Genomic DNA, 14,575 nt, shown 5'->3' with positions numbered 1-14,575 from the left:
TGCGTGGCGTTGGGCGCGCGGGGATCAGGCACCGCGCCAAAGTAGCTCTCAAGGCAGGAAATGGCAGTCGCTCCTTCGCTCAACTGCCTCTCCAAAGAATCCTTTCTCAGCCTAAACTCAACCCCAAAAAACGCCATATGCGATTCCCCTGCCTTGCGGGGGAGATGCCCGGCAGGGCAGAGGGGGGTGCTGTCCCGCCAGCATTGTGAGGATTTTACCCGCGACGGAGAATAGACCTCACCGCTTCTTCGCGCGCCCTGCAAACGGATTGTCCGACGTGCGCAGTGCCATGCGGATCGGCACGCCCGGCATGTCGAAGGCCTCCCGCAGGCTGTTGGTCAGGTAGCGGACGTAGGATTGCGGCATCGCGTCCGGCCGCGAGCAGGAGACGACGAAGCCCGGCGGGCGGGTCTTGGCCTGGGTGACATACTTGATCTTCAGGCGGCGGCCGGCGACGGCGGGCGGCGGGTGATGCGCGAGGATGCCTTCCAGCCAGCGGTTGAGCTTGCCGGTCGAGACGCGGCTGTTCCACACCTTGTGCGTCTTGATGACGCTTTCCATCAGCTTGTCGAGGCCGCGCCCGGTCTCGGCCGAGACCGTCACCGCCTGGATGCCGCGCACCTGCGGCAAGAGCCGCTCGGTCTTTTCGCGCAGCTCGGCCAGCAATTCCTGCGGGTAGTCGATCAGGTCCCATTTGTTGAAGGCGATCACCGGCGCCCTGCCCTCGCGGGTGATCAGGTCCGCGATCTGCAGGTCCTGTTTCTCGAAGGGAATGGTGGCGTCGAGGACGATGATGACGATCTCGGCAAAACGGATGGCGCGCAGGCCGTCCTGCACCGAGAGCACCTCCAGCTTTTCATGGATCCTGGACTTGCGGCGCATGCCGGCGGTGTCGAACAGCTTTATGCGGCGGCCGCGCCAGTCCCAGTCGACCGAGATCGAATCCCGCGTGATGCCGGCTTCCGGACCGGTCAACAGCCGCTCCTCGCCGATCAGCGCGTTGATCAGCGTCGACTTGCCGGCGTTGGGGCGGCCGACGACGGCGATGCGCAGCGGCTTGGTGTCGTCATAGGATGCTTCAGCGTCCGGGTCGGCGATGTCCTCGCCGATCAGCACTTCGCTGGCGGCTATCTCGTCGCTGCCGTCTTCCTCGTCGTCGCCGAAGGCGCGCTCCTCGCCCAGCGCCGCAATCACCGCGTCGCGCAGGTCGGGCATGCCCTGGCCGTGCTCGGCCGAAACCGGGATCGGTTCGCCGAGGCCGAGTTCCCAGGCCTCCAGCATGCCCCCTTGAGCGCCGCGCGCCTCGGCCTTGTTGGCGACGAGCACGACCGGCTTGCCGGATTTGCGCACGACGTCGGCGAAGGTGCGGTCGTCGGGCAGCAGGCCGGACTTGGCATCGATGGTGAAGAAGATGAGGTCGGCTTCGCGGATGGCGATCTCGGTCTGCTGACGCATGCGGCCGGGCAGCGTCGATGCGGCGGCATCCTCGAAGCCGGCGGTATCGATGACGTCGAAGTGAAGGTCGTAGAGCTTGGCGGCGTGGACGCGGCGGTCGCGCGTGACGCCCGGCGTGTCGTCGACAAGCGCCAGCTTCTTTCCGACCAGCCGATTGAAAAGAGTCGATTTGCCGACGTTAGGCCGGCCGATGATGGCGACTTTGAAGCCCATCCAGGATCACGACGCGTTGCCCGACCCGCGGATCAGCTCGGACATCAGCTGCGCCCGCTGGCGCACATTGCGCGGGGCGGCTTCATCCGAAGAGATCTGGTCGAACAGTTTGAGTGCGTCCGCCGACTTGCCGTCCTTCCAGGCGGCAAGGCCAAGCGCCTCGCGCGCCGAGTGGCGCAGCGGATTGGTGTCGGCGGTCAGCGCCTCGATACGGCTGGAGACGTCGGCGTAGGAACCATGGTCGACGAGCAGCAGCGCCGCCCTCAGCCGCGCGATGTCGCGAATGCCGGCCGGAATGGCGTTGTCGGCGGCGACCTCGTCGAAATCCTTGACCGCGCCGTCGACGTCGCCCTTGTCGGCCTTGACGGTCGCGGCGCGCATGCGGGCGAGCAGCGGATAGGCGCCGTAGCCGTCCTTCTCCAACTGGTCGAGCGCAGCGATCGCCTCGTCGTTCTTGCCGTCATTGGCAAGCTTGAGGGCGGCCGAGAAGGCGTCGCCGGAACGGTTGGCGCGGGTCTCGTCCCAGTAGCGGTAGCCGACGACAGCGGCGGTGCCGAGCACGATGAGGATGGCAAGGCCGAGAATGGCCGGGCCAAAACGGTCCCATAGCTTCTGCGCCTGCTCGCGACGCATCTCTTCGTTCACTTCGCGGATAAAACTGTCGTCCGACATCAATCAAAACCATTGCTGCCCCGGAAGGGGGCGCCTCTTGAGCCCGCGTTTTAGCGAAATTTTGTCGGCATGGAAGGGGGCGGACCGGAAAATCGGCTTGGAATACCGGGCGCCCACAGCCCTTGCCTGAACGCAACCGCGCCACATTTGCGCGATAGCCGGCTTCCGATCAGCCGGAGACGTCCCGCCAGAGGTTGCCAATGCTTCGTATGTACCGCTTCCTTGCATTCAGTCTCGCCTCGCTCGCCTCGGCCAATGCGGCCTTCGCCGATCCGCCGAAATCGCCGGCTGCTTCGCCCGCCAGACCCAAGCAGGTGGTGCTGATCTCGTTCGACGCCGCCCGCGAGATCTCGCAATGGCAACGCAGCCGTGCGCTGGCAAAGCGCACGGGCGCGCATTTCACCTATTTCCTGTCCTGCGTGTTCCTGCTCTCGCCGGAGACGCGGCAGGACTATGCCGGCCCCGGCAAGGCCGCCGGCAAATCCAATGTCGGCTTCGGCGCCTCGAAACAGGACGTGGCCGACCGGCTGGAACAGGTCCGGCTGGCCGCGGCCGAGGGTCACGACATCGGTAGCCATGCCTGCGGCCATTTCGACGGCAACGCGTGGAGCAAGACGGACTGGCTGGCCGAATTCGCCTCCGTCCGGCGCATTTTCGAGAACGCCTATGCGATCAACGGCATCCAGGAGCCGGCCGACTGGCACGATTTCGCGCATCATGCGCTGGTCGGGTTCCGCGCGCCCTATCTCTCGACCGGCGAGGCGCTTTACGAAGCCCTGCCCGAGGCCGGTTTCCAGTATGACGCCAGCGGTGTCTCCAAAGGCCCGACCGTCCCGCCGACCCTGAATGGGACAACCCGCTTTGCCCTGCCGCTCATCCCGGAGGGACCGAAGGCGAAGCCGGTGGTCGCCATGGATTACAATCTTTATGTCCGCCACTCGGACGGCACCGAGAAGCCGGCCATGGCGGACGCATTCACCGAGCGCGCCTACCAGGCGTTCCACGCCGCTTTCGAGGCTCAGTACAACGGCAAGCGCCTGCCGCTGGAGCTCGGCTTCCATTTCACGCTGATGAACGACGGCGCCTACTGGAACGCGCTGGAGCGCTTTGCCGGCGAGGTCTGCGTGATGCAGCAAGTGGAGTGCATCAGTTTCCGCGACTATGTCGCGCGCCGGCGCGCCGGCCAGGCGCAGGCGACCGCGGGCGGCTGAGCCGCCCGCCGGATCGCTTATCTTTACGCTCTCCTGGGTTGTTCCAGATCAGGCCGGGTCCTCAGCGCCCTGCCGAGCCAGATAGCGCCGGTCGATGTCCGGAAGCGGCTCGCCTTGGAGCGTCGCCTCGAAGGCGCGCAGGCGCTTGTGGACGGACTGCAGTTCGACGATGGTCGACCAGGAATTCAGCAGGAACTGGAGCGAATTCGTCACCTTGCCGAAGGCATTCGAAATCTGATTGAGCGCGCCGAAGGTGATCTTATGGGCGACCAGCGATGGGCCGAGGATCAGCAGCGAGAAGATGTTGTCCGCCTGCAGGTACGTGTACCGGACGACGTTGAAATAGATGTAGTGGAAATAGAGCCTGAAGTAGTTGCGGCGCACATTGGTGAACAGCTCCGCCGTCGTCGCCGGCTGCGCCCGATCGGGATGATCCTCGCCGTAGACAAGTTCCTTGCGGTAGGCCGCCTCGACGCGCTGATTGCGGAACTGAAGGCCCGGCAGCTTGATGCCTGCGAGCATCACCGAGGCCGTGCCGAACAGGCACCAGCCCAGGGCCGCAACGACCAGAGGCTGCGGCACCGCGCCGATGATCGGCAGCTCGGTGATGTGCGCCTGAAGCTGGATCATCACCGGCAGGAAGGCGATCAGGGTCATGATCGACTGGACGAAGCTGGAGCCCAGGTCCTCCATGATCTGCGAGAAACGCATCGTGTCTTCCTGGATGCGCTGCGAGGCGCCCTCGATATGGCGCAGCCGGCTCCAGTTGGCCACGAAGTAATTGTTCATCGCGGTTCGCCAGCGGAAGATCCAATGGCTGACGATGAAGGCGTTGATCACCTGCACGTTCATGCCGACTAGCGCCAGCCAGGAGAAGTCGGCCAATCCCTTGTAGAATTCGGTGTCGGTCGAGGCTGTCGTTCCCGACATCAGGCCCTGAACGTAGTCGAAGAAAGGACCATACCAGTTGTTGACCGCGACGGAGACCTGCACGTTGAAATAGATGAAGAACAGGATGACGGCGGTCATCAGGATCGACCAGTTCTGCCACGGATGCGGCGCATACCAGCTCCAGAACGCATAGAAGACCGCCACGCAGGCCGCGAAGTAGATGTAGAACCACAGGAAGGGCTTCGACCACAGCACCGCGATACCGATGATGGGCGGCGCGCCGGCCGCAGCGGGAGGGAAGCCTAAGACGGCTCCCAGTTGCTCGCCGCCGAAAAACCAGAACAGAATCGCCGCAAGGCTCCAGACGGCGGCCGAGGTGAAGAAGAGCTTCGGCTGCGGGAAAAAAGATACGAACACTGTGGCGGGTTTCCTCGGTCTGACCGCAAATCAGCGGCATTGCTGTTCGGCGGGCATAAGGTCACACATTAGGGGGAAAGAAAATGCCCGTGCCCGATGCCCGGCATCGAACAAGGCCGCAAATCATGGCGATTTTGGCGCAGCCGACCAGGCAATGACGCCGGAGAGCAGCAAGGCCGCCGCCGCCATGATCGAGGCAAGCACGTAATTGCCCGATGCCTGAGCAAGCAGGCCGGCGGCGATCGGGCCGACGATCTGGCCAAGGCCGAAGGCTGCCGTCATCACCGCGAAGATGCGACGCGGCGCCCGCGGCGCGAGCTGCCTGCCCATCTGTATGCCCAGCGCCGTGAGGGCGATGAAGGTGCCGCCGAGCAGGACGCCGGCAATCAACGGTCCGGCTGCGCCCTTGACGACGACGCTGGCGGTGACGCCGACCACCTCGACCAGGCAGCTCGCGGCATAAGCGGCATAGAGCCCTATCCGGCCGGCGAGCTTCTGCCACGCCCAAGTCGAGGGAAAGCCGGCAAGGCCGGCGACCATCCAGACGGTGGCCTCGAAGACGCGCCCGCCGCCGCCCTGGCGCACGATGGCGACCAGGAAAGTGGCCGTCACCACATAGCCGAAGCCGAACAGCCCGTAGGCGACGATCATCTTCACCAGGGACCCGTCCTTGGGCAGCGCCGGCTCGCGCCCGTCGGTGACATTGGCCGGCGTGGTCGAGCCGGCGAGCAACATGACGACGAGCAGGCCGACCGCCGAAAGCGCTCCGGACCAGAGCCAGCCGGCGGCCCAGCCCGCATGTTCGGAGACGAGGATCGCCAGCAACGCCGAGGACGCGGCAATGCCGAGACCGACGCCGCCGAAGTGCAACGCCTGCAAATCGCCGCGGCCGGCCTCAGCCAGATGGCTGAAGACGATCGAGGCCATGAACACCATGACGAAGGCGCTGGCGAGGCCGGCGAGGAAGCGGATGACGAGGAAGGCGGCCATGGTCTCATTGAGCCCCATGAGGGCCGCGAGCACGGCGCTGGCGGCGAGGCCGGCGAACATCAGCATGCGCTCGCGGTCATGTGCCCAGCCGCCGGCCGCGGCGAGCGCGCCGATGAGGTAGCCGAGATAGTTGGCGGAAGCGATCCAGCCGGCATCGGCCGGCGTCAGGTGCAGTTCTTCCATCATGCCGGGCAGGATCGGCGTGTAGACGAAGCGGCCGATGCCCATGGCAACGGCGAGCGCGACCATGCCGGCCAGGGCAAGGCGCAGCGGAGATGGCGAGATGGCGTTCATTGCGGCGCACAATAAGTGCGCGCGGCCGCGAAACAATGTGCTTGCGTTGGGCCAGCGCTGCCCCGCAACCGGGCCGAATGGCGTCAGAGACAGGTTGTGCCTACGATCTCGTATGCGGTGCGGCGGGCCGTCAGCCGGAAGGGTATGTCGCCGAGCTCGCGCTCCGACATGGTGTCGAGCACCGGATGCGACAGCGGATCGGTGATCCAGCGGGTCATCTCATCGTCATCGTCATCGCGCGGCCTCGCCTTGGCGCCGGAAAGCCCTTTCAGCAAGGATAAAATCTTCATGGGACCACCTCCTGGCTCAAGGCTATTCCTGTTAAATTCCGCCCTTTCCTGTCGGGTTTCAATTGAGATTCCGATCCATCTACTTTAGAAAAACTGAATGGCTATGCTCAATCGCGTCCATCTCAACGGCCTGCGTGCCGTGGAAACCGTCGCTCGGCTGGGATCGCTGGCGGGAGCGGCCGCCGAACTGAATGTCTCGGTCAGCGCCGTCAGCCAGCAGGTCAAGCGCACCGAAAAGCAGCTGGGGCAGGCGCTGTTCGAACGGACGCCGGGCGGGCTCGTGCCGACCGAATTCGGCGCTGCCTTCACGGCGCGGCTCAGAGCCGGCTTCCGCGAGATCGCGCAAGCGGTGGCGCTGGCCGACGAGGCCAACGAATGCACGCTGGTCGTCTCGGTGGCGCCGGCCTTCGCCTCGAAATGGCTGCTGCCCCGGCTATCGAGGCATTTCTCCCGACACCCGAACGTGCTTTTGCGCATCGACGCCTCGGCCAGGGTCGCCGATCTCGACCGCTCGGACATCGATATCGCCATCCGGCTTGGCGATGGCAAATGGCCGGGCGACCGCGCCGAGCTTCTGCTTGCCCAGGAAGTGTTTCCGGTCTGCGCGCCATCGATCGCGGCCAGGCTGAAGTCGATCGGCGATCTGGCGCAGACCTGCGCCATCACCGACGAACGGGCGATGTTCAGCTGGGACGGCTGGTTCGAGGCGGCCGGCGTCGAGCCGGTCACCTTCCAGAAGGGAGCGCGTTTCACCGATCCGATGCTGTGCCTGGAGTCGGCGATCGCCGGCCACGGCGTGATGCTCGCCTGGCAATTGCTCACCGCCGACGCGTTGGCCGACGGCCGGCTGGTCGCGCCCTTCGGTGTGCGGGCCGAGAGCGGGCTGGGTTACTGGCTGGTGACCTCAGCCACAAAAAGCGAAAGCCGCAAGGTGCGCGACTTCAAGGCCTGGATCCGCGAGGAGATCGAGGCGACCATGGCACAGTTCCGGGCGCTGGACAGCGCCGCCTGAAATTAGGCCCAGTCGATCGCGGTGGAAAGGCCAACCGCAGCGGTCTATGTAGGAACAAGACCCCAACAAACGGCAGGCAGGACCCATGACCACACATTCGCGCGGCGTTTCGGCAACCATCGACCCGGTGAAGCTCGACAGGCTGGCGGAAGTCGCCATCAAGGTCGGGCTGCAGCTGCAGCCCGGACAGGATCTGGTGCTGACCTCGTCGATCGCGGCGCTGCCGCTGACCCGCCGCATCGTCGAGCACGCCTACAAGGCCGGCGCCGGGCTGGTGACGCCGATCTTCAACGACGACGAGATCACGCTGGCGCGTTTCCGCTACGGCGCCGACGCCGGCTTCGACCGCGCCGCCGGCTGGCTGTATGAAGGCATGGCGAAGGCCTTCTCGAACAATGCGGCGCGGCTCGCCGTGCGCGGCGAAGATCCGTCGCTGCTCTCGTCGCAGGATCCGGCCAAGGTGGCGCGCGCCAACAAGGCGAACTCGATGGCCTACCAGCCGGCGCTGGAAAAAATCACCGGCTTCGACATCAACTGGAACATCGTCGCCTATCCCGACCTTGCCTGGGCAAAGCAGGTTTTTCCGGGCGAGGCGGACGACGTCGCGGTGGTCAAGCTCGCCGACGCCATCTTCTCGGCCTCGCGGGTCGACGTCGAGGACCCGATCGGCAACTGGAAGGCACACAACGCCGCCTTGGCCGAGCGCACGAAATGGCTGAACGGGCATAGTTTCCACGCGCTGCATTTCACCGGTCCAGGCACCGACCTGACCGTCGGGCTGGCGGATGGCCATGAATGGATGGGCGGCGCCTCGACGGCGAAGAACGGCGTCACCTGCAACCCGAACATCCCGACCGAGGAAGTCTTCACCACGCCGCATGCAAGGCGCGTCGAGGGCCATGTCTCCTCGACCAAACCGCTCTCCTATCAGGGCACACTGATCGACGAGATTTCCGTGCGCTTCGAGGGCGGGCGGATCGTCGAGGCCAAGGCCTCGAAGGGCGAGGACGTCTTGAAGAAGGTGCTCGACACCGACGAGGGCGCGCGCCGCCTCGGCGAAGTGGCGCTGGTGCCGCATTCCTCGCCGATCTCGCGGAGTGGGCTGTTGTTCTTCAACACGCTGTTCGACGAAAACGCCGCCTGCCACATCGCGCTCGGACAGTGCTATTCGAAGTGCTTCGTCGACGGCGCTTCGCTCAGCCAGGACGAGATCGCCGAGCGCGGCGGCAACAAGAGTTTCATCCACATCGACTGGATGATCGGCTCCGACAAGATCGACATTGACGGCGTCGCCAAGGACGGCGGCCGCGTGCCGGTGATGCGCAAGGGCGAGTGGGCGTAAGAGGTCTGCCAGCGGAGATTTCATGGCCTTCGACATAGCGGTGAAGCGCGTCTACGAGCCGCCGGCGAAAGCCGACGGCCAGCGGGTGCTGGTCGACCGAATCTGGCCGCGCGGCGTCAGCAAGAAGGACGCCGAACTGACGCTATGGCTGAAGGAGATCGCGCCGAGCGACGCACTGCGCAAATGGTTCGGGCACGAGCCGGAACGCTGGGCAGAGTTCCAGAAGCGGTATCGGGCTGAGCTCGATGCGAATGGCGACGCGGTGGCAGAGCTGCGTGCGCTACTCGGCAGGGGCAAGGTGACGCTGCTCTACGGCGCGCATGACGAGGCACATAACAACGCGGTGGCGCTGGCGGGATATTTTGAAGCCCATCCATAATTTAATTTTTGGAAGCCAAGCATAATTTAATTATTGAGACGTCGAGTTCCTTCGCCCCCTCTCTGTCCTGCCGGACATCTCCCCCTCAAGGGGGGAGATCAGCCGGTCACGCCGGCCTTCGCCAATCGCAGACGTTGCAAGACGAGCGCCTCGTCAAAGCTGCCAATCTCCCCCCTTGAGGGGGAGATGTCCGGCAGGACAGAGAGGGGGGCGAAGGAACTCGACGTAAGAGCGAGGGTCCTTAGCGACTACTTTCCGCCAACCGCCTCCTCATAGACCTCCGGCTTGAACCCTACCAAAATCCGATCCCCGACCTCCAGCACCGGCCGCTTGATCATCGTCGGCTTGGCGAGCATCAGCTTCTTCGCCTTCTTCTCGTCCAGCCCGGCCTTGTCCGTCTCCGGCAGCTCACGAAAAGTGGTGCTGCCCCTGTTGAGCAGCTTTTCCCAGCCGACCTTGCCGACCCAGCCGTTCAGCCTTTCCGCCTCGATCCCTTCGGCGCGGTAGTCATGGAAGCGATACGGCACGTCATGGCTCTCCAGCCAGACGCGCGCCTTCCTGATCGTGTCGCAGGTGGTGATGCCGTACATGGCGATGGACAAGGCAGGCCTCGGTGGGTTTGCGAATCTGAGCGAATCCTAGGCCCGCAGCAGCAGCTTTGCCAGCGCTTCACGACGGCTCGTTTTTGGCTCTTGCCAACACCAAGGTTTTTTCCTAAGTATTATTCGCAACGCCAGGACCGAGAGCCAATGATGAGCCTCGATACCGCCAGCCAGAGCCCGCCGCCCATCGACGGCATTTTTCGCGCGCTTGCCGATCCGACGCGCCGGGGTGTCGTGGAGCGGCTGAACAGAAGCCCAGCCTCGGTCAGCGAACTGGCGGAGCCGTTCGAGATGGCCCTGCCCTCCTTCGTCGAGCATCTCAAGGTGCTGGAGGGCTGCGGACTGGTGCAGTCGCAAAAGACCGGCCGCGTCAGAACCTACAGTCTTTTACCCGAGCCGCTGAAGCTTGCGGAAAACTGGCTCGTCGAACAGCGCGCGCTGTGGGAGCGCCGCCTCGACCAGTTCGACGCTTATGTGATGAGCCTCAAGGAGAGTGAAAAGTGAGCTATCCGTTCAAGCCGAACCCGAAACTGGACCTGACGCTGGAGCGCTTTCTCGATGCGCCACGCGAATTGCTGTGGCGCGCCTGGACGACGCCGGAGCACGTCAAGCAGTGGTTCACGCCAAAACCGTGGGTCATCACCGATTGCGAGATCGACTTCAGACCGGGCGGCCTGTTCCGCACGCGCATCCAGTCGCCCGACGGCAAGGAGGTGAGCGACCGCCATTGCTGCTATCTCGAGATCGTGCCGAACGAACGCTTGGTGTGGACCGACGCGCTGCTGCCGGGCTACCGGCCGTCGGGCAAGCCGTTCATCACCGCGGTCATTACCCTGACACCGGAAGGCAAGGGCACGCGCTACACCGCCACCGCCATCCACCGCGACGAGGCGACGCGCAACAGCCACGAGGAGATGGGTTTCTTCGACGGCTGGGGCGCGGTGGCCGACCAGCTGGCTCAGTATGTGAAGACGATTTGAGAAGCCGGCATGGCGACCGGAATATCTGCCCGGTCGCCATCCCTGATTTCAAATTTGCAAGCGAAAGGAAGCAAAAAGCCTCAGCGCATCGGCCTCAATAGTAAAAACGCTCTTCGCTGATCTTGCCGTTCTTGACCGTGTAGAGGCCGACCTCGTCCATTTTGACACGTTCGCCGGTGGATTTGGGCGTAATGTCGAAGCTGAAGCGCAAGGCGAACTGGTCGCCATTGACATAGGGACCCTCGACCGAGCCGCCGTGGACCTCGTGGTTCGCTTCCCACCACTCGCCCTTCTGCTTGACGGCTTCCTTGCCGTTGCACACGGACATCGGGCCTTCCATGGCTTCGTAGCTGACGATGTCGTCGGCATTGTATTTCGCGGCGGCGCTATGGCTGTCGCCCTGCTTGAGGAGTTCAGTGAAGTCCTTGGCAATTTCGGCAGTGGTCATGGGATCCTCCCGGTTTGGACCAGACATCAAGTAGGTACCGATTGCACGCCCGCCACGGCTCGGTCGCTTCGCAGGTGACAATTCCTGTCAGCATGGCGAGGCCTGCGCGCTGACGCTAAAGACGATTTGAGATGCTCACATGACAGCATGCGCGTCATCCTGACCGTTCAATTGCCAGCGTCTGATGACCTGATAGCGGTCCTGACGCAGGAAGCTGTGTATCAGCACGAACTCGCGCACGGTCCAACCAATCGGCTCAATTGGCCGCTCATTGACTTTCGGAACACGCACTTTGTCACGCAGCAATGTGACGTGCGGCTCGATCGACTTCCCGACAAGCGGCTTAAACGGGCTGTCGGACAGCACAGCGGCGAGCGCTCGCCAGAAGGCCTGCAATGCGGGAACGCCGTCACTGCCGCGCAGAACGAGAGCGCCGCCACCAAAGGCCGACAGACGGTCAAACGACACATCAAAGGCTTGAGCTCGGACGAGAGAGCCTGCCGAGCAAGCGGCGTCGACCAGAGATCTTGGCAATCCATCGTGATCGCCGAGCATGACAAGCGAAATATGCAGATGCCTGGTTCGAATGAGCTTTCCGCCGAGCCCTAACTCCCGCTGCCAAGTCACGGCTCGTGAGGCCAGCATACGAGCAATCATCTCTTCGAGAAGGATGGCGAAGAACAGTCGGTCGTTGGGCTCCTGACTGGGCTCGTCCCAACGAAAAAAAGCCTGCCCATTCCTGCCGATCCCGAACCACGGTTGTTCGTTCATGGCTGATCCCTTTCGGATATCGTCCAAAGGATCAGATTAGAACAAATCAAGAACAATCTACAAGGGCGAATAACACCCGCGCTCGATCGCAAGCCGCCGTACCAGCGCCAGCACGGTGTCGATGGTCGGCGTCGGCTGACCGGTCAGGCGGCCGAGCTCCTGCACGGCGGTAACCAGCGCGTCGATCTCCATCGGACGGCCGCGCTCGAGATCCTGCAGCATCGAGGTCTTGTGCTCGCCGACATCGCCGGCCCCCTTGATGCGTCGGTCGACGGGGATGAGGAAACGCACGCCGAGGCTCTCGCCGATCGCCTGCGCCTCCAGCATCATGGCGCGGGCGACGGCGCGTGTGGCTTCGTCTGCCACAATGGCCGCAAGCGTGGCTCCGGTCAGCGCCGAGATCGGGTTGAAGGAGAGATTGCCCCAAAGCTTCACCCAGATCTCCGAGCGGATGTCCTCGCGCACCGGCGCCTGCAGCCCGGCCTTGACCATTTCGCGCGCAAGCGCGGTGGCTCGCTCGCTCTTCTCGCCCGAAGGCTCGCCCAGCGAAAAGCGCGTGCCCTCGACATGGCGGATCAGGCCGGGCGCATCGACCTCGACGGCGGGATAGACGACGGAGCCGATGACGCGCTCGGGCCCGATGCGCTCCCAGATCGCACCGCCTGGATCGACCGCGTCGAGCCGCGTGCCTTCGAGCGCGCCGCCGGCCTTGTGGAAATACCACCAGGGCACGCCGTTCTGCATGGTGACGACAGCGGTCCCCTCGCCCAGCAGCGGCGCGATCTGATCGAGCGCCGGCGCCAGCGAATGCGCCTTCAGCGCCAGCACGACATAGTCCTGCACGCCGAGTTCCTCGGCACGTGCCGCCGCCCTCACCCGCGCCACCGTTTCCTTGCCGTCCTCGATCAGGCGAAGGCCGTCAGCCTTGATCGCCTCCAGATGCGCACCGCGCGCCACGATCGACAGATCGACCGAGCCGGCGATCGCGAGCTTCGCGGCGAGATAGCCACCGATGGCGCCGGCGCCGAAGACAGTGATGCGCATCAGCCGAGACCGAGCTTGGCCGCCAGCCCAATGCGCTGCAGCTTGCCGGTCGCGCCCTTCGGGATTTCGTCGAGGATCAGCACCTTGCGCGGCACCTTGAAATCAGCGAGCCGGGTGGCGGCGAAGCCGCGGATATCGGCCTCGCTGGCGCTCTGGCCTTCGCGCAGCACGACAGCGGACGCTACCTCTTCACCCAGCTTGTCATGCGGCATGGCGAAGGTGACGACCTGTGCCACCGCCGGATGGTCCATCAGCACCTCGCCGACCTCGAGCGGCGATATCTTTTCGCCACCGCGATTGATGATCTCCTTCAGCCGGCCGGTGACGCGCAGGTAGCTGTCCTCGTCGAGCACGCCCTGGTCGCCGGTGTGGAACCAGCCATGAGCGAAGGCGCTGGCGTTGGCGTCCGGGTTCTTCTCATAGCCGGCGGTGACGTTGGGGCCGCGAATGACGATCTCGCCGATCTCGCCGGGTTTGAGCAGCCGCCCGTCCTGCGCCATGACGGCGATTTCCGGTCCCGCCGACGCGCCGACGCTGCCGGGCTTGCGCAGTCCGGGCGGCAGGCGGTTGGACGCCATCTGGTGCGCGGCCTCGGTCATGCCGTAGGCCTCGACCACCGGGCAGCCGAAGGTGGATTCGAGCTCGGCCATCACTTGCGCCGGGAGCGAAGCCGACGACGAGCGGATGAAGCGCAGCTTCGCCTCGGCGAGCTGCTCGGGGTTGCGGGCGGCGCGCGGCAGGATCGCCTGGTGCATGGTGGGCACGGCGGTGTACCAGCTGGGCTTGGCTTCGGAGAGCCACTGGAAGAAACGCAGCGCGTTGAAACCCGGTGTGCAGAAAACGCTGCCGCCGGCGGCGAGCGAGGAAAGCACCGCGGCGATCAGGCCATGGATGTGAAACAACGGCATGATGTTGAGGCAGCGGTCGGCTGGCGTCAGGCCGAGCGTGGCGCCGATATGCGTTGCCGAGGCCGCGAGATTGGCGTGGCTGAGCGGCACCAGTTTCGGACGCGACGTGGTGCCGGAGGTATGCAGAAGGAGCGCGACATCGCCGTCGGCGGCCAGGCCCGAGGCGACCGGCGGCCCGGCGGGATCGCCCTCGATCGTGAACACGCCAGACGGCGCGCCTTCCGGCGCCGCCAGCCGCAGCACCGGGATGCCGAGGCGCCCGGCGACTTCGACCGAAGGGCCCTGCTCGTCCCTGCCGACGAGGATCGCCTTGACGCCGATATCGCTGAGATAAAAATCGAGCTCGTCGGCCCGGTAGGCCGGATTGAGCGGCGCGGTGGACGCGGCCGCCGCCACGGCGATGAAAGCCGTCGCCATTTCCGGGCCGTTCGGCAGCACGATGGCGACACGGTCGCCGCGGCCGATGCCGAGCGCATTGAGCCGAGCCACGGTATCGCCGATCAGGCGGCGCAGTCCGCCATGCGAGAGGGCCGTCCGCTCGGGCGCGGCGATGGCCGGCGCGTCGTCGGCTCCAGGGGCAAGGCGATGGGCGAGATCGGTGGCGTTTTCGCTGTTTGTCATGGTTCCGGACTATGTTTCGAACGATCGGCCGATGT

At 64.8% G+C, this 14,575-nt stretch carries 16 protein-coding genes; 6 read left to right on the top strand and 10 right to left on the bottom strand.

Annotation, left to right across the window (positions count from 1 at the left end):
* Positions 1-237: 237 nt before the first annotated feature.
* On the bottom strand, positions 238-1,668 hold the full coding sequence (der, locus tag FJ418_RS20475) for a ribosome biogenesis GTPase Der (RefSeq protein ID WP_140868708.1): 1,431 nt from the start codon (positions 1,666-1,668) through the stop codon (positions 238-240).
* Between the two features lie 6 nt (positions 1,669-1,674).
* Entirely contained in the window at positions 1,675-2,340 is a 666-nt protein-coding gene (locus FJ418_RS20470; protein WP_140645070.1) for a tetratricopeptide repeat protein, read from the bottom strand.
* Between the two features lie 200 nt (positions 2,341-2,540).
* Here FJ418_RS20470 and FJ418_RS20465 point away from each other — a divergent pair, with 200 nt between their 5' ends.
* On the top strand, positions 2,541-3,551 hold the full coding sequence (locus tag FJ418_RS20465; RefSeq protein ID WP_140868705.1) for a polysaccharide deacetylase family protein: 1,011 nt from the start codon (positions 2,541-2,543) through the stop codon (positions 3,549-3,551).
* A gap of 48 nt (positions 3,552-3,599) precedes the next feature.
* Here FJ418_RS20465 and sbmA read toward each other — a convergent pair whose 3' ends face one another.
* The 3 genes from sbmA to FJ418_RS20450 all read right to left on the bottom strand — a co-directional run bounded on the left by sbmA (position 3,600) and on the right by FJ418_RS20450 (position 6,433).
* A complete protein-coding gene (gene sbmA, locus FJ418_RS20460) occupies positions 3,600-4,859 on the bottom strand; it encodes a peptide antibiotic transporter SbmA (protein WP_140645072.1) in 1,260 nt (419 codons plus the stop codon).
* Between the two features lie 123 nt (positions 4,860-4,982).
* Positions 4,983-6,143, bottom strand: a complete 1,161-nt coding sequence (locus tag FJ418_RS20455) for a YbfB/YjiJ family MFS transporter (protein WP_246683133.1) — start codon at positions 6,141-6,143, stop codon at positions 4,983-4,985.
* An 83-nt stretch (positions 6,144-6,226) separates the two neighbouring features.
* The gene (locus tag FJ418_RS20450) at positions 6,227-6,433 is read right to left on the bottom strand and encodes a hypothetical protein (protein WP_140868704.1); all 207 of its coding nucleotides are present in this window, start codon (positions 6,431-6,433) and stop codon (positions 6,227-6,229) included.
* A gap of 97 nt (positions 6,434-6,530) precedes the next feature.
* Between FJ418_RS20450 and FJ418_RS20445 the strand changes: the two genes are divergently transcribed.
* From FJ418_RS20445 to FJ418_RS20435, 3 genes are all read left to right on the top strand, one after another.
* Positions 6,531-7,445, top strand: coding sequence for a LysR substrate-binding domain-containing protein (locus FJ418_RS20445; RefSeq protein WP_140868701.1), 915 nt, complete (start codon positions 6,531-6,533; stop codon positions 7,443-7,445).
* 85 nt (positions 7,446-7,530) lie between these two features.
* The gene (locus FJ418_RS20440) at positions 7,531-8,787 is read left to right on the top strand and encodes an aminopeptidase (RefSeq protein ID WP_140868698.1); all 1,257 of its coding nucleotides are present in this window, start codon (positions 7,531-7,533) and stop codon (positions 8,785-8,787) included.
* Between the two features lie 22 nt (positions 8,788-8,809).
* On the top strand, positions 8,810-9,166 hold the full coding sequence (locus FJ418_RS20435; protein WP_140868695.1) for a DUF488 domain-containing protein: 357 nt from the start codon (positions 8,810-8,812) through the stop codon (positions 9,164-9,166).
* A gap of 248 nt (positions 9,167-9,414) precedes the next feature.
* Here FJ418_RS20435 and FJ418_RS20425 read toward each other — a convergent pair whose 3' ends face one another.
* A complete protein-coding gene (locus FJ418_RS20425; protein WP_140868692.1) occupies positions 9,415-9,768 on the bottom strand; it encodes an ArsC family reductase in 354 nt (117 codons plus the stop codon).
* A gap of 150 nt (positions 9,769-9,918) precedes the next feature.
* Here FJ418_RS20425 and FJ418_RS20420 point away from each other — a divergent pair, with 150 nt between their 5' ends.
* Both FJ418_RS20420 and FJ418_RS20415 read left to right on the top strand, forming a co-directional pair.
* Complete coding sequence (locus FJ418_RS20420; protein WP_140645078.1) at positions 9,919-10,272, top strand: metalloregulator ArsR/SmtB family transcription factor; 354 nt, start codon at positions 9,919-9,921, stop codon at positions 10,270-10,272.
* Positions 10,269-10,748, top strand: a complete 480-nt coding sequence (locus FJ418_RS20415; RefSeq protein WP_140868690.1) for an SRPBCC family protein — start codon at positions 10,269-10,271, stop codon at positions 10,746-10,748. The genes FJ418_RS20420 and FJ418_RS20415 overlap by 4 nt, the downstream gene beginning before the upstream one ends.
* Before the next feature lie 94 nt (positions 10,749-10,842).
* Here the strand turns inward: FJ418_RS20415 and FJ418_RS20410 are convergent, their stop codons facing one another.
* The 4 genes from FJ418_RS20410 to FJ418_RS20395 all read right to left on the bottom strand — a co-directional run bounded on the left by FJ418_RS20410 (position 10,843) and on the right by FJ418_RS20395 (position 14,540).
* On the bottom strand, positions 10,843-11,196 hold the full coding sequence (locus FJ418_RS20410; protein WP_140868687.1) for a nuclear transport factor 2 family protein: 354 nt from the start codon (positions 11,194-11,196) through the stop codon (positions 10,843-10,845).
* A 135-nt stretch (positions 11,197-11,331) separates the two neighbouring features.
* Complete coding sequence (locus tag FJ418_RS20405; protein ID WP_140645081.1) at positions 11,332-11,967, bottom strand: 2'-5' RNA ligase family protein; 636 nt, start codon at positions 11,965-11,967, stop codon at positions 11,332-11,334.
* Positions 11,968-12,024: 57 nt separating this feature from the next.
* Positions 12,025-13,011: a 2-dehydropantoate 2-reductase gene (locus tag FJ418_RS20400; protein ID WP_140868685.1), complete on the bottom strand. Its 987-nt coding sequence runs from the start codon at positions 13,009-13,011 to the stop codon at positions 12,025-12,027.
* Positions 13,011-14,540 carry an acyl--CoA ligase gene (locus FJ418_RS20395; RefSeq protein ID WP_140868683.1) on the bottom strand — a complete coding sequence of 510 codons (1,530 nt, stop codon included), beginning with the start codon at positions 14,538-14,540 and terminating at the stop codon, positions 13,011-13,013. Before FJ418_RS20395 ends, FJ418_RS20400 begins: the two co-directional genes overlap by 1 nt.
* Positions 14,541-14,575 lie beyond the last annotated feature (35 nt).

Source organism: Mesorhizobium sp. B2-8-3 (genome assembly GCF_006440815.1).
GTDB lineage: Bacteria > Pseudomonadota > Alphaproteobacteria > Rhizobiales > Rhizobiaceae > Mesorhizobium.
Note: the sequence above shows the minus strand (reverse complement) of the source record. Positions and strands in the feature narration are given on the sequence as shown.

Bases quoted from the DNA above. Each gene is read 5' to 3' on its own strand.
- der (WP_140868708.1), bottom strand. From the start codon at position 1,668: ATGGGCTTCAAAGTCGCCATCATCGGCCGGCCTAACGTCGGCAAATCG.
- FJ418_RS20470 (WP_140645070.1), bottom strand. From the start codon at position 2,340: ATGTCGGACGACAGTTTTATCCGCGAAGTGAACGAAGAGATGCGTCGC.
- FJ418_RS20465 (WP_140868705.1), top strand. From the start codon at position 2,541: ATGCTTCGTATGTACCGCTTCCTTGCATTCAGTCTCGCCTCGCTCGCC.
- FJ418_RS20455 (WP_246683133.1), bottom strand. From the start codon at position 6,143: ATGAACGCCATCTCGCCATCTCCGCTGCGCCTTGCCCTGGCCGGCATG.
- FJ418_RS20450 (WP_140868704.1), bottom strand. From the start codon at position 6,433: ATGAAGATTTTATCCTTGCTGAAAGGGCTTTCCGGCGCCAAGGCGAGG.
- FJ418_RS20445 (WP_140868701.1), top strand. From the start codon at position 6,531: ATGGCTATGCTCAATCGCGTCCATCTCAACGGCCTGCGTGCCGTGGAA.
- FJ418_RS20440 (WP_140868698.1), top strand. From the start codon at position 7,531: ATGACCACACATTCGCGCGGCGTTTCGGCAACCATCGACCCGGTGAAG.
- FJ418_RS20435 (WP_140868695.1), top strand. From the start codon at position 8,810: ATGGCCTTCGACATAGCGGTGAAGCGCGTCTACGAGCCGCCGGCGAAA.
- FJ418_RS20420 (WP_140645078.1), top strand. From the start codon at position 9,919: ATGAGCCTCGATACCGCCAGCCAGAGCCCGCCGCCCATCGACGGCATT.
- FJ418_RS20410 (WP_140868687.1), bottom strand. From the start codon at position 11,196: ATGACCACTGCCGAAATTGCCAAGGACTTCACTGAACTCCTCAAGCAG.
- FJ418_RS20405 (WP_140645081.1), bottom strand. From the start codon at position 11,967: ATGAACGAACAACCGTGGTTCGGGATCGGCAGGAATGGGCAGGCTTTT.
- FJ418_RS20400 (WP_140868685.1), bottom strand. From the start codon at position 13,011: ATGCGCATCACTGTCTTCGGCGCCGGCGCCATCGGTGGCTATCTCGCC.
- FJ418_RS20395 (WP_140868683.1), bottom strand. From the start codon at position 14,540: ATGACAAACAGCGAAAACGCCACCGATCTCGCCCATCGCCTTGCCCCT.